Genomic DNA, 14931 nt, shown 5'->3' on the forward strand with positions numbered 1-14931 from the left:
TGTGATTGGCAATGTTAACCAAAAAGTCCTTTTAGTTTGTTTTTTACTTTGTCTTTGATTTTATCTTTGACCTTGTCTTTAGTGGCTGAGCTTATGTCAGGTCGAATTTTAATATCATGAAATGGTCCTTTAATCTTGATGGGGATATCAATGCCGGCACTATCTCCTTGAGCTGCTTGCCCCTTAGCCGAAGACACCATGGTTGTTTTTACTTGTAATTTTACTTTAGTTTTAGGTAGATTTATATCGCCCATACCAGAGATACGAACAAAGGGGTTTTTCAAAGATAAATTATTTGTAGTAGCTATACCATTATTGAGTTCAAACTTGCCAGTTAATTCGGCAAAGTCTGTTTTCTCGGCGTTGCTAAAATTACTATCTAAATTAACTGCGGCTAAATTACCGGCAACAATATTACTGGCACTTTTTGCTATTGCGGCTAAATTAACTCCCTTGATAGCACCATCAATAAAGCTAAAATCAATGCTGCCATCAAGAGCATCAATAAAGTCACGCTGACTAAGGCCTTGAGTGGTTAGCTCCCAAGCTAATTGACCTTTGCCCATCAGTTTGTCAAAACCAATTGCGTCGGTTAGTAGTGGCTCCGCATTAATATTAGTTAATTGAAATTGACTGTTAATAATATAAGGTTTTTTATTGGCGTTTACTTTAATAGAGCCGCTACCATTACCTTCATAGCCTTGAAAGCTTTTAAGAGCAATGTTAGCGATGCCATTTTGCAATGTAACTTTTATTGCATTTTTGCCCAACTTAACTTCTCGTGCAAATAATTGGCTTGATTGAATTGATAGTTCAGCATTAAGCGCCGCTAAAGCTGATAGGTCAAGCGCGGTGTTATCCCATACTAGTGGTTGACTATCAGTTTGTTTTTTTTGTGATGCTACTGTGGTTTCGGCTGGCAAATAAGGGTTAAGGTTAAGTATACCTAAATCAATGGTACTAGTAATATTTAATGGTGTGGTTAAATCAATAGTAGTTGAACCATTAAAGGCTAAAGCATCTAGCTTCATTTGCAACTCATCTAAGGATAGTTTATTACCAACAAAGTGTACTTGGGTTGTTAGTGAGAACTGATTAAACGCCTCGTCTTTTGCTTCTAATGGGAGTTTCTGCCAGCGTAGCAGCTGTTTAACTGAATCCCCGGATAAAGATAACATACCATTAAGCTCTTTCCTTTGGCGTAAAACCTTCCCTTCATAATTCAATGTTGCTAGCTTGGATGTAAGCGATAAGTTAATCGAAAAAGGTTGATTATTAATGGCCTTAGCAGGGGTTGTTACAGTGGACTCAAGCTCAAATACATGCTCCATATATCTAATGTTACCTGATAAATTAAGATCTTCACGTAAAGAGGGGAGCATTACTGCCAAATTGAGCTGATCAATCACTTTGGTGTCTTTGCTTTGGTGATCGATAATAGTAAGCTTGCCGCCATTGATTTCGACTTGTCCAAGGCTTACGTCAAAAGCTTCAGGTAAAGTCATTACTGTGCTATTAGCGACATCGATATTAGCCGTGTTTTTTGCCTCTTTGTTTGTCGATGTTAATGGCAAAAATTGCCAATTAACTTTACCGTCAACACGTTTTTCTAACAAAATATCCGGATTGTTAATAACAAACTTATCAATCGTTAATTCATCCGAAAACAAAGACAACCATGGAATGTGAATGACTAATTCACTAATGCGAGCCATATCCGATCTTGAGCCATTTTCTATATTCGCCAAGCGCACGTCATGTAACTCTATCAGTAATGATGGAAATACTTTTAAGTTTGCTTCATCGTTTACAGTAAATGTGCGGCCTGTAGTCTGTTCTACTTGAGAGCTTACCTGTTCTATGATGTCTTGAGGTGATATTAACTGTGAAGCAGCTACAACTAACAAAACCAACATAATTACGATAACAGAGAGGGATTTTAAGAATATTCGCATAATTGTACTTAATTATTAGCAGTTAACTTTAATTATAGTGAACAACTGTCTTTAATTCATCTAATTAAAGGCAGTTAAATAAAATAGATAAAAAGGCGAGATCTTTTTTTTGCACTATAATGAACTAATGCGCTATGAATATATAAAATTAATATGGAATTAGATCGACTTAACGGTGTATTGGCTCACCAGCAAAATATATTGTCTAAAATTGCCTTAGGTGATGATATTAGCAATGTTTTTGTTGATATTTGCTTGGCAATTGAAGAGTTGATAGAAGATGACTCTGCAAAGTGCTCTATTTTGTCACTCAAAGGTGATCAACTATTTCACTGTTCCGCGCCAAGTTTAGATCCTGAATATTGTCAGTTAATTAATGGTGTTACCATAGGTGCTGAAGTTGGCTCATGTGGTACCGCAGCCTATCGAAAATCTCGTGTAGTGGTTGATAATATAGCTACATCGCCTTTGTGGAAAAACTTTAAAGACCTAGCAAGTAACTTTAATCTTCACTCTTGTTGGTCAACGCCTATTATTTCTACTCAAGCTGAGGTGTTAGGCACCTTTGCAATTTATTATGGGTACCCTAAAACTCCCTCAAGTAAAGATTTAGAGCTCATAGACTACTTTGTTCATTTTTCCTGTATTGCATTAGAAAAAAAACAAAAAAATAGACAACTGAATCAACTTATTCAGGACTTACAAGTAAGTAATGCAAAGTTCCATGCGATTACTCAAGTGATGCCCGATTTAGCTTTGATTATAAGTGAGGATGGTGTGTATGTTGATATCTATGGCGCATTAGAGAACCTCCCTTTTTTATCAAAAAACGAATTACTGAATAAAAATTTAAATGATGTGCTACCACGAGATAATGCTAAACCTATTATGGCGGTGATTGAGAAAACCTTAGCGAGTAATTTAGTTCAAGTCTTTGAATACGAACTTGAAGTGACACAAGGTAAGTTAACGTTTGAAGGACGAACTGCTCCTGTTGCTTATTATCAACAAGATGGTGTTGATAAAAAACATGTTTTATGGATGGCAAGAGATATCACGGTGCGCAAAAAAGCAGAGAAAAAAGTTAAACAATTAGCTTATTTTGACCCGTTAACTAACCTGCCAAATAGGCGACTACTAACAGAACGACTAACCCTCTGTGTAGAAAGAATAAATCGCTCAAGTAAAACGGGAGCCTTATTGTTTTTAGACATAGACAACTTTAAAAGAATTAATGATTCATTAGGCCATAGTGCAGGAGATAAACTATTAGTTGAGCTATCTCTAAGATTAAAATCTGTGGTTCGAGCCTCTGATACACTCGCTAGAATAGGGGGAGATGAATTTGTTGTTTTGCTTGAATACGTTGGTGACAATAATGAGCATGCGAATGCTGAAGCGGCAATTGTCGCGCAAAAGTTGCAACAAGTATTACATGAAAAGTTTGAGATAGGGCCACTAGCCTTTCAGGTAAGTGGCAGTATTGGTATCTGTTTAATCGAAAATCTTAACTCGAGCGCAGACAGTATATTGCAATTTGCTGATACGGCAATGTATCGCGCTAAAACTAAAGGAGGCAATAGCTATAGCTTCTATGATGCACGATTACAAACGTTACTAGAAAAACAAGCAGCACTGGAATCAGATATTGTCAGAGCAATAGATAGCAATGAGTTTTGCGCTTATTTTCAACCTCAAGTTGACTTGTTTGGAAAGGTTATTGGTGGGGAGGCGCTTATTCGATGGAATCATCCAACCAAAGGTTTAATAACACCCAATGAATTCATCCCTGTTGCTGAGCAATTTGGCTTAATTCAAAAGCTACAAAATATTGTATTGCAAGATGTATGTCGGCTAATCAACCAACTGACTAGTAAGGCAATGATTGACGCTCAATTTAATCTTTCTATTAATCTGAGCCAAAATCAATTTCATTCTTCTATGTTAAAGTCCGAATTATTAACCATTATTAATGACGCCAAGGTTGAGCCATCAAGAATTAAATTAGAGATTACCGAATCAATGCTTTCTCATGAGCTTGAGCATACTGTGTCGCAAATGGAAGAGCTTAAACAGCAAGGGTTTACATTTTCAATTGATGATTTTGGTACCGGTTATTCTTGTTTATCTTATTTACATGCCTACCCAGTCAAAGAGCTAAAAGTTGATAAAAGTTTTATTGATAATATTGTTGATAACGACTCAGGCTTAAGTATTGTGGAAACCATTATCAATTTGGCTAAAAATCTAAATATGCAAGTGGTTGCTGAAGGCGTTGAAACAGCAGAGCAATTTGAGATCCTTGCTGCTCATCAAATTGATGCCATTCAAGGCTATTATATTGCAAAACCTATGGCACTTGATGACTATGTAGTTTGGCAGAAGAAGTATGCATTAAAAATTTAAAAGACCTGAGTTTGCTATCCGCTGTAACCAGCTATCTAAATAATCTATCGCTTGTCAACGTTAACACTATTGAGATTTTAATTAATAAGCTACCATTTTAGTCATATATATCATATTTTTTTCCACTATTTCTTTAATTTAACCTGATATATTGCCCATTAGTTACATTTATTAGTTGAAACAAGCTGAAATAACACACTGTTGAAGATGCCTAATGTATTCAAATGGTTGAAAAGTGACTAAGTGTCAGTTTGTTTTACAGTGAAATGAGAGTCATCTGGTGGATAGTATTTATTGTATTGAAATAGAATGATATTTTAAACTTTGTATGATTCTTGCATTGTAAATGGAAATTAAATTTTTACTACTTTAATTTCCATTTACAATCATAAGTACTATAAAAATAGGTTACAGGACATTCAATGAAAAATAAATTTATACATTTTGCTTTTTTGGTGCTGACGTCAAGTTGCTTGGTAAACGTTGCTAAAGCAACACTTATTTCTGACTTAACTGAAGTAGACTGGCAGGTTGCTGGCGATAATTTACTGACATTGGATGGTTCTACAGGGCTTGAGTGGTTAGATATCACACATACAGCAGGAAACTCGATTGTTGATACTGAATCTGAGGGCTTTTTCGGTGAGTTCAGATGGGCAACTCAATTAGAAATAGAAGGTTTGTTTGATGCTGTATTGATTGGAGATGGCTATCGCTACTCTACTAATGCAACTATTACTAGCAACGCCATTAGATTTCAAGAATTGTTTGGAGTTATTGATCTTTACACTCAGGGCGTTTCAAGGGGCTCTGTGAACCCTGCAGGTAATTATGGCTTAGGTTATGTTCGCTTAAGAGATGGAGTTGCTGCGGTCAATGATCCTTTAGTCAATTGTTGTTGGAGCGAAACAAACAATTTTCATAGGCTTGGTTCTTGGCTCGTTAGAAGTCAAACTGCGAGTAATACTGTGCCAGAGCCATCAACTCTTGCAATTTTTGCATTAGGGGTAATTGGTTTAGCATCACGACGCTTTAAAAAATAATCTGATTTAGTCTATGCAGTGCTATCACTAAAAACATCAATTGTCATGATTGATGTTTTTTTGTTTGTGCTTATCGAGGCGTTGCTTAGCCAGAAAAGTATGCTTATATGGGGTTCGCGTTTCCGAAAATGCTTTCACATGTAGCTCTCTTGTTAAAATCAAAAAATTTCATATCAGTTTTTATCTCTCGTTAAGTTGGGTGACACCTAACCAATTAGGCATTGTAGCTTATAAATTTGCTATTAATTTGAGCCCTAAAGCTTTGCGGTTTTTTGGTGTTAGGCTAATATAGCCTGGTCAAAAGACAATAATAGTAAACTGCTGAATTTTAATTCAGTATCTAAAAACTCATTGAGGAAACTATGTCTAAAATAAAATTATTTGTAGCAATGCTTTCGGTAGCAAGTGCTGGTGCATTTGCCATCGATACTATCACGATAGAAGATATCCCAAAAATTAAAACAGTAGTGCAAAGCGCGGTTAGCCCAAGTGGTGAACTGGTTGCTTATACCCGTTCTTTACCAAGAGAGCTGTATGTCGATAAAAATGGTCGCAATTATGTTGAATTATATTTAACAGATGACAAAGGGGTCAGTCGCCCTTTTATAACCGGAAAAGTTAATGTGAGTAGTTTAGAGTGGTCAGTTGACGGCCAGTATATCTACTTTTTAGCTAAGTTTGACAAAGAAAAGTACACTCAGCTATACCGTATACCCGTTAATGGTGGTGAACGTCAAAAAGTAATGGGCTTAAAAAATAGCTCTATCAGTCGCTATGATATCAGCCCTGACGGCAAGCAAGTTGCTATTCTAGCGATGCCAGCGAAAGATAAGTCCGAGAAAAAATTAAAAGAACTTGGATTTAAGGCTGAAGTTTATGAGATGGGTCTGAAGAACAAGCAGCTTTATGTTACCGATTTAGTGATAAAAGAGCAGCCTGTTGAGTTAGACGCGTATAAAGTTACTGGTTATGTGAGTGACATGAATTGGTCAGCTCAGGGAGATCAATTACTTATTAAAACACAGCCAACGGCATTAATTGATGACTCCTATACTAAAGGTCAGTGGCATGTAATGAACGTTGAAGATCAGAAGATCACCATGTCTATTGCTACAGAAGGTAAGCTAGGCAGTGCAGAGTTTTCTTATGACGGTAAACATATTGCCGTTATTGGCGCTGAAGATAAGCATGATCCAGCGGCTGGCCGTCTTTATTTAGCTGATGTCAAAACAGGTGAAATTACTGACTGGCTACCAAATTTTGCTGGTCATGTTTCTGATATTGAATGGTCACACAAAAGTGCAAAGCTAAACTTTATTGCTCAGGTTGGTACAGAAAGTATAGTTGCTAACATTAAGCCAGGCAGTAATAAATATAAGACTCAAATAAAAGCAGGTAAGATCATTGCCTCTAACCTGTCTCTTTCAAACTCAGATAAAACCTTGGTAGTGAAAGGCCACACGGCTAAGCATCCAAATGAAGTCTTTTTAGTACGAGGCAAAAAAGCAACTAAGTTATCTGACTCAAACCCATGGTTAAAAGACAAAAAAATTGCTAAACAAGAATCTATCACCATTAAAGCCAGAGACGGTGTAGAAGTTGGCGGGATTTTGGTTTATCCATTAGAATACCAACAAGGAAAACGCTACCCGTTAATCATGCAAGTACATGGTGGTCCAGAAAGCCATGAGAAAAATGGCTGGGTAACTGCCTACTCAAAGCCAGGTCAAATGGGTGCTGCGCGCGGTTATGCAGTGTTTTATCCTAATTATCGCGGTTCAACTGGTAAAGGTGTCGCTTATTCTAAATTAGGTCAAAATGATTATGCCGGTAAAGAATTTGACGATTTGGTTGATATGAAGAAGCACCTCGTTGATATCGGCTTAGTTGATAGTAAACGAGTGGGTATTACTGGTGGCTCTTATGGTGGTTATGCCTCTGCTTGGGCAGCAACAAAGCTTACCGAACACTTCGCCGCTAGCGTAATGTTCGTTGGTATTTCAAATCAATTATCTAAATTTGGTACCACTGATATTTCTAATGAAATGCACTTAGTACATGCGCGCTCTTACCCATGGGATAAATGGCAGTACTACTTAGAACGCAGTCCTATTTACTGGGCGCATCAATCAAAAACCCCTTTATTAATTATGCATGGTAAAGACGATCCGCGAGTTCATCCGGCGCAATCAATGGAAATGTATCGCTATATGAAAGTGCAGGGCAAAGATGTGCGTTTAGTATATTATCCTGGCGAAGGTCACGGTAACCGCAAAGTAGCAGCACAATACGATTATAGTATTCGATTAATGCGCTGGATGGATAACTATTTAATGGATGGCAACAATGAAATGCCTGACTATAAAGTTGATCATAAAGCTAATTTAGCTGCAAAAAAGCCGACAGAAAAAGCGCATACAGCAGACAAATAATTTGTTTAGTGTGCACTTGATAACTTATTTATTGATAAGTGTCAGAATACACACTGTCAAGCAAAAAGATTCTGGCTATTAAGGTAACTTAATAGCCAGTTTTTTTGTGCTATCTCATACCAAGTTGATTAAATTATTTTCATCTCAACGAGAATTATAAACCCTAGAGATAAGGCGTAACGTTGAATTTGAGATATCTTGATATGTTAATTTGATTAGGTCATGTTACATCAAGTCTCTTTAAATCCTTCAACACTCACCTTTGAGCGATAAAAAATGTAGTAATGAAAGTCTCATAATCAATAGTAGGGCGTCGATTTCACTTGGATTCTTGAAACAATAGCTCTTTTAAAAAATAGATTACTATTTTGTGTCAGCTTTTTTTGCAACTCAATATAGCAAAATGCCAACTTGATAATTAAATTATTGAAATTAAGTTATTTTTATTTGTTGGCTTATCTTTTGTATAAATTTTTAGTAGATAATTACTATCATAGGAATTATCTACTAAAATTTTGGAAAGGGATTATAAGGATAAAAAATGAAATTAAAATTTTTGAAAGCAACTTTAACTAGTTTAACCATAGCACTTCTTAGTTTTATTAGTACAGCAAACGCAGGGTTAATTACAAACGGATTCACTTTTTCAGTAGCCTCTGATTGTGATCAGTCATCAGGGAATCACTTCCATTCAAGTACAGGCGGTGATTTTGGTAATCCATCAGGTAAAGCCGAAATTGGTAACTTTAGTTGTGAAGAAGTTAGAGGTTTATCGGAGTATGATTTAGGCGGTTTGGTAACTACGCCAGAGGCTTTTGTTACATTTGATGCTTTTTCATACGGGTTGTTTAGTGGAACAAATGATTTTCCTTTTAATGGAATGATAGATATAGTTCTTTATCAAGGAAATAACGCCGAAGATATTAGTGACTATCAAGCTATAGCAAGTACAATTGTTGGATCGTTTAGCACAAATGGAATTAATATAGGAGATATCTTTAGTTTTGATATTTCAGCAGCGTTTAATAATGCAATTACTAATAATTGGTCTTCTTTAGGTATTCGTCTTCAAACTGAAGGTACAGGTGTATCTGATGGAGGAGCTTGGGTATTTGATGATTTTCGTTTAACTACAACCGATGACACTACAACTAGTGTTCCTGAGCCATCATCCCTTGCGATTTTTGCATTAGGAATGATGGGCTTAGCATCACGTCGATTTAAACAGTAGCTGTTTTTTGTAGCTTACAAACTTGATAAAACATCAATTATTATAATTGGTGTTTTTATTGATTACACACTATCAACTGTCGATGCTGATATAAAACAACACTATTATATAGAAATACACTCGCTCATTAGTTTCAGTCGTTGCTTTTACGGTGCAGTAGTTTGACTTTTTGGAGGCAACAATTCATGAGCTTTTGCCCAAAATTCACTTGAAACTTGATTAATAACATTCGCTTCAGCATTGATAAGCATTGCAAAACCTAACCCCAACTCAGGTGAGTAGCCAATATCAGCGCGAAAACCTTCTACCCACCCAGAATGATAAATAATGGTTTGTTTTTGTAGTTGATAAATACGCCAACCGTAACCATAATGCGCATCAGTTAAATGTTCCCGCCAATATTTTCTCCGTAAATCTTTCTTGGTTTTTATTCTTGGTGTTGTTACTTCAGTTAGCAATGCTGGTGATAATACTTCAGGGCTATGTCCCAAATTAGCGATAAGCCATTGTGCTAAATCTGAAATGCTTGAATTAACACCGGCAGAAGGTGCAACCTTATAAAAATCAGGTGCTACGGGCACTTTACGCCAAATATATTGTTTTAGCCTTTTACCTCGGTTATCTTTTTGCTTTGTTAAAATTGTTTTTCTTAGCACATGAGGTTTTGCGGTATTTTGGTGTTGTTGAAAAGCTGTAAAACCAACCGAGCTATCATTCATTTTTAAAGGAGAAAACAACCTTTGTGCGAGCAGTGCTGCATAACTGTGTGGTTGGCTAGCTTCAATGGCTGGTTGCAATAATCCGAACGTGATATTTTGATAGCCGTAACACTGTTCTGGCAGGCAAATAGGGTTTATTCGATCAAAACGATTAATAATTTTACTCATACTCCAATTTTCATGTAGTAAATTATCATAAGCATTAGGCATTAAACCGCTAGAATGGCTGAGAATATGCTTTAACTGAATTTTTTCTGCGGCCCCTTTTTTAGCCAAAGTAAAGCGAGGTACATATTGTGTGATTGGCGCTGATAAATTAAGCACGTTTTCTTGTGCAAGCATAGTGGTAATGGTGGAAGCAAACGTTTTTGATACCGATGCTAAACGAAAGACTGTATTACTATTGATTTCTTTACTTTTTGTTTTGTCCGTGTGGCCAAAAGTTTCTAAGGATACTACTTTATTATTTTTTACAATGACATAAGCTCCACCAGGAATGCTGTATTTTTCAAGTTGCTTGGCAACATGTTTGGAGAACTTGTGATTAAACGCTGTAAGTGAGTCAGCAGCAACACAGGGGATATAAAGTGATAACAGCAAAAGATAGTAGATACGAAACAACACAATGCCTCTTTAATAAAAAAAACTGAGTCTAGCTAATTTATGGCTAAATAAACAGTGAAGAATTTAAATAGACCCTTAATTATTTTTTATTTTGTGCTAATTGTTTTAAAGCCTATTAAAGATCAATCAAGTGATTAACGTCTTTTTCTTAACTGATCAACATTAAGCTCTAGGCCTGTTTTTTTTTAAGTAAGGAATAAAAAACAATATTACTCCTGTTATTAGGATGACTATCGAAGCTATCGCTACAGGCAACATTAACCAGAGGTTGGCATTTTTTTCCAAAAAAGTCCCATCGTGAATGCTCTCAATAAGATCTGAATTGCGTTGAGCAACATATAGCACTTTTCCACTTGAAGCATCAAGTTGAATTTCCAAGTTATTTTTTGTTCGCACTTTGATAATACCTTTGCTTGGTCTTACGTCGAGTCGGTCAATGTCTTGCCAGCTTTTTATCTCCGCGTTTTTTATGGTTTTGGCAATGGTTAAAATCTGATTGAAGATAATGGTTGGGACTTGCCCATGACCTTTCATCGTTGGCGGTTGTAGTACATGAAACTCTTTTTTAACCAGCAACAAAATTCCAGTTACAAAGATAATTAACAATGGAATAGCAATAACAATGCTTGCCCATTTATGAATGGTTCTATTGGTTTTTTTAAAGCTCATAAAGTACTACGCTATTTTTTAAATAAAAAGATCAATAATAGTAATTAGAATTGCTAACTTACAGACAAATGAATACTTCGTCTAGGTTGAAAGCTCGCAGATATTTACCAGAAGAAAGAAAACTCATTGAGATAAAAACTACTTATAATCAAAAAAGCATTAATATCAGACTTAGCTGTAACCGGATAATTTTGATAGAAAAAATTAATTGGTGAATATATCAATTAAAGCACTTCACATAAATAGCCATTGCGACATAATGCCTATAAATTAGGTTAAAACAAACATTAGCAAGTCGGGCTGAATTTTTTCTTAAAATAAAAGCTAATGCAAGTAACCAAAGCTTCAGGATTAAGTTTAAACAACTATATACCTAATCAATTTAGCGGCTAAATATTTATTTGAACGTTTAATTTCGTCACTTAGTCGCTTAACCTATTTCATCTGTCTCTCTTTTAACTTAATGTAATCTTGTAACGATGATAATTAACTTATTGGTGGAACATGAAAAATATTATGAAAGCAGCTCTCGCTGCATCACTTATGATTTCTAGCACTTGCGGATTTGCTTTTGGGTCTGACGACGCGAAAGAATTGATTTTTAGTAGTAAAACGTTCGATGCTATGGAAATGCGTAACATTGGACCAGCCTACATGTCTGGTCGTATTTCAGACATTGCCGTAGACCAGTCCGACCCCTCCACTTGGTACACTGCTGTAGCTTCAGGAGGTATCTGGAAAACTACCAATGCTGGTACTACTTGGAAACCTATTTTCGACAAACAGGCCGTTTTTTCAACAGGCGATGTAACGATTGACCCAAGTAATTCAGACATTATTTGGGTAGGTACAGGTGAAAATAATGGCGGTCGTCATATCAGCTTTGGTGACGGTGTTTATAAATCTACTGACGGTGGTGATACGTGGGAAAACATGGGCCTTAAAAAGTCTGAGCGTATTTCTGATATCATTATTCATCCTACAAACTCCAATATTGTTTGGGTTTCTGCGCAGGGGCCATTATGGACAAGTGGTGGCGAGCGTGGTTTGTATAAAACCACAGATGGCGGTAAAACGTGGAAACAAGTATTAAAGACTGAAGATGAATGGACAGGTGTAACTTCGTTACTTATTGATCCTCGCAACCCTAATAAACTTTACGCAGCGACTTGGTCTCGTCAACGAACAATCGCAGCTTATGTTGGCACCGGTGCAGGTGCTGGTATTCACACATCTGATGATGGTGGAGAAACTTGGACAAAACTTAAATCAGGTTTACCCAAGGGTAACATGGGTAAAATAGGTATGGCAATTTCGCCAATGAACCCTGATGTGCTTTACGCTACAATCGAAACTGACAATCGTAAAGGTGGGTTCTATCGTTCGGAAAATCGAGGTGCAAGCTGGCAAGAAATGTCTGATGAAGTCGGAGGAGGTACAGGCCCTCATTATTATCAGGAAATTTTTGCAGACCCACATCAGTTTGACCGTGTATACATTGCAAGTAACTACAGTAAAGTTTCTAACGATGGTGGTAAAACATGGACGCCTATCAACACAAAGCGTAAGCACGTAGATGACCATGCATTTGCATTTCATCCAACCGATCCTGACTTTGTACTCATCGGCTCTGATGGCGGTATCTATATGTCACATGATCGTATGGAAAATTTCCGTTTTATGGCGAACTTACCTTTAACTCAATTCTATAAAGTGGCCCCAGATGATTCACTACCATTTTATAATGTTTATGCTGGCGCACAAGATAACAATACCCAAGGGGGTCCATCGCGTACTAATCGCAAAGAAGGTATCAAAAATAAAGACTGGTACTTAACTTTAGGGGGGGACGGTCACCAACCCGCAGTAGAGCCAGGAAACCCTGAGATTATGTATTCGCAATGGCAGCAAGGTAACTTGACTCGCCGTGATCTGAAAACTGGAGAAAATGTTTATATTAAACCTCAAGCTCGTCCAGGGGAGCCCGCAGAGCGCTTTAATTGGGATGCACCGATTAATGTTTCAGCACATGATCCTAAGCGTCTATATTTTCCATCACAGCGTGTTTGGCGTTCCGATGATAGAGGCGATAGCTGGACTCCAATTTCAGGTGATTTAACCAAAGACGGCAATCGTATGCACATGCCGATGATGGGGCGCACTTGGTCTGTAGAGGCTGGCTGGGACCTTTATGCGATGTCTAATTTCCACACCATTGCTAATTTTTCTGAAAGCCCAGTAAACGAAAACATACTTTGGGTTGGTACAGATGATGGTCTTATTCAAGTATCAAAAGATGGTGGTAAAAATTGGAAAAAAATCGATTTGAAGAAAGTGAAAGGCATTCCAAAAAATGCGTATGTAAATGATATTCGTGCTGATTTGTATGATCCCAATACAGTTTATGTTGCGCTAGATAACCACAAAGAAGGTGACTTTAAGCCATATCTTATTAAGTCTACTAACTTAGGTAAAAAGTGGACATCTTTGGCAAAAGATATACCTGCAAAGCACCTTGTATGGCGCATAGTTCAGGATCATGTAAACAAAGACCTTCTATTTATTGGTACGGAGTTCGGTATTTTCTTCACTGTTGACGGAGGTGAAAAGTGGCTTGAGCTTAATGGTGGTATGCCAACTATTTCGACTCGCGATGTTAAAATCCAACGTCGTGAAAATGATCTAGTTGCAGGCACATTTGGTCGAGGTATTTATATTCTTGATGACTATGCGCCATTACGTCAATTATCGAAAAAAGCCATGGAAGAAGATGCGCTGTTATTTGCACCAAGTCGTCCTGTGAAATGGTTTACTCTTGATAGTAACCATACGGTATCAGATGGTGACGACAGATTCGTTGCTAAGAACCCAGCCCACGGCGCCACCTTAACTTATTACTTAAAAGACAGCCTATTAACAGCAAAAGAAAAACGCCAAAAAGCTGAAAAGAAAATGGTTAAAGATAAGCAATATCCTAAATATCCTACTTGGGAAAGTATTGAAAAAGAGAATCAGGAAGCAAAACCTGCAGTCTATTTAGACATTAAAGATGCTTCTGGTAATTTTGTTAACCGTGTAGCAGGTAAAGCTAAAAAAGGGTTACATCGAGTTACATGGGATATGAGCTATGGTAAAACATCCGCGGTTGTCGATGGTAAGCTTGCAGGTAGTAGCTTAGTTGCTCCTCCAGGTAAGTATAGTGCCACTTTGTATAAGCGTGTAGGCAGCACGTTAACTCAATTGGCAGCGCCAGTTGATTTTGAATTACAAGCAATTTACCAATCTGCAATTACAACTAACTCTTCTAATGAAGTATTAGATTATGGTAGGGAAGTCGTTGCTGCACAAAAACGCTCTTCTGCAGCGCGCACAGTTATTGAAGGTTTAGAGAATACTATTGATGCACTTCGTGTAGCTATCGATGGAACACCAAATAACTTAGCACTACTAGAGAAGCAATTCGCTAACATTCAAGCGGAGCTTAATGGGATTAACGTTGAAATATACGGCCTTAAATCTCGTGACCGTAAAGGTGCAAAGCCAGCGAATATTTCAAGCCGTCTTAGTTATGCAATGTCGGCAGGTTGGTCTAATTACGGACCAACAAAGCAGCATAAAGAGCAATTAGGCTATGCTCTAGAAGGGCTTAATGCGGTAACTAAACGCATTAAAGTACTTCAGCAAGATTCAATTCCAGCTCTTCAAGAAGCTATTATTAACGCGGGCGGTCCTTGGACAAAGGGCGCTTCTTTGTAGTTGATTTTTAGTTTTTAATAAGTAGTAAAACGGCGTGTATAAGACTGATGCCGTTCACTTAAGGTGAACGGCATCTTTTTTTAACTGTGTATTTAT

8 protein-coding genes are annotated in these 14931 nt (G+C 37.1%); 5 read left to right on the forward strand and 3 right to left on the reverse strand.

Going from position 1 to position 14931, the window contains the following annotated elements:
• Nucleotides 1-14: 14 nt before the first annotated feature.
• Nucleotides 15-1955, reverse strand: coding sequence for an AsmA family protein (locus tag ABXG98_RS01505; RefSeq protein WP_353536913.1), 1941 nt, complete (start codon nt 1953-1955; stop codon nt 15-17).
• 153 nt (nt 1956-2108) lie between these two features.
• On the opposite strand from ABXG98_RS01505, the gene ABXG98_RS01510 reads away from it, so the two are divergent.
• The 4 genes from ABXG98_RS01510 to ABXG98_RS01525 all read left to right on the forward strand — a co-directional run bounded on the left by ABXG98_RS01510 (nt 2109) and on the right by ABXG98_RS01525 (nt 9067).
• Nucleotides 2109-4361 (forward strand): sensor domain-containing phosphodiesterase, encoded by a 2253-nt coding sequence (locus tag ABXG98_RS01510; RefSeq protein ID WP_353536914.1) that lies wholly within the window; start codon nt 2109-2111, stop codon nt 4359-4361.
• A gap of 422 nt (nt 4362-4783) precedes the next feature.
• A complete protein-coding gene (locus ABXG98_RS01515; RefSeq protein WP_353536915.1) occupies nt 4784-5404 on the forward strand; it encodes a PEP-CTERM sorting domain-containing protein in 621 nt (206 codons plus the stop codon).
• A gap of 362 nt (nt 5405-5766) precedes the next feature.
• Nucleotides 5767-7836, forward strand: coding sequence for a S9 family peptidase (locus ABXG98_RS01520; RefSeq protein WP_353536916.1), 2070 nt, complete (start codon nt 5767-5769; stop codon nt 7834-7836).
• A 541-nt stretch (nt 7837-8377) separates the two neighbouring features.
• Complete coding sequence (locus tag ABXG98_RS01525; RefSeq protein ID WP_353536917.1) at nt 8378-9067, forward strand: PEP-CTERM sorting domain-containing protein; 690 nt, start codon at nt 8378-8380, stop codon at nt 9065-9067.
• Nucleotides 9068-9213: 146 nt separating this feature from the next.
• Here ABXG98_RS01525 and ABXG98_RS01530 read toward each other — a convergent pair whose 3' ends face one another.
• Both ABXG98_RS01530 and ABXG98_RS01535 read right to left on the reverse strand, forming a co-directional pair.
• Nucleotides 9214-10410, reverse strand: a complete 1197-nt coding sequence (locus ABXG98_RS01530; RefSeq protein WP_353536918.1) for a serine hydrolase domain-containing protein — start codon at nt 10408-10410, stop codon at nt 9214-9216.
• 162 nt (nt 10411-10572) lie between these two features.
• Nucleotides 10573-11079, reverse strand: coding sequence for a PepSY domain-containing protein (locus ABXG98_RS01535; RefSeq protein WP_353536919.1), 507 nt, complete (start codon nt 11077-11079; stop codon nt 10573-10575).
• Between the two features lie 504 nt (nt 11080-11583).
• Between ABXG98_RS01535 and ABXG98_RS01540 the strand changes: the two genes are divergently transcribed.
• Entirely contained in the window at nt 11584-14835 is a 3252-nt protein-coding gene (locus ABXG98_RS01540; RefSeq protein ID WP_353536920.1) for a VPS10 domain-containing protein, read from the forward strand.
• Nucleotides 14836-14931: the final 96 nt, after the last annotated feature.

Source organism: Colwellia sp. KU-HH00111 (assembly GCF_040362745.1).
Classification (GTDB): Bacteria; Pseudomonadota; Gammaproteobacteria; order Enterobacterales; family Alteromonadaceae; genus Colwellia.

Excerpts from the sequence above, each read along its gene's own strand:
- ABXG98_RS01505 (WP_353536913.1), bottom strand. The coding sequence starts at position 1,955 with ATGCGAATATTCTTAAAATCCCTCTCTGTTATCGTAATTATGTTGGTT.
- ABXG98_RS01510 (WP_353536914.1), top strand. The coding sequence starts at position 2,109 with ATGGAATTAGATCGACTTAACGGTGTATTGGCTCACCAGCAAAATATA.
- ABXG98_RS01515 (WP_353536915.1), top strand. The coding sequence starts at position 4,784 with ATGAAAAATAAATTTATACATTTTGCTTTTTTGGTGCTGACGTCAAGT.
- ABXG98_RS01520 (WP_353536916.1), top strand. The coding sequence starts at position 5,767 with ATGTCTAAAATAAAATTATTTGTAGCAATGCTTTCGGTAGCAAGTGCT.
- ABXG98_RS01525 (WP_353536917.1), top strand. The coding sequence starts at position 8,378 with ATGAAATTAAAATTTTTGAAAGCAACTTTAACTAGTTTAACCATAGCA.
- ABXG98_RS01535 (WP_353536919.1), bottom strand. The coding sequence starts at position 11,079 with ATGAGCTTTAAAAAAACCAATAGAACCATTCATAAATGGGCAAGCATT.
- ABXG98_RS01540 (WP_353536920.1), top strand. The coding sequence starts at position 11,584 with ATGAAAAATATTATGAAAGCAGCTCTCGCTGCATCACTTATGATTTCT.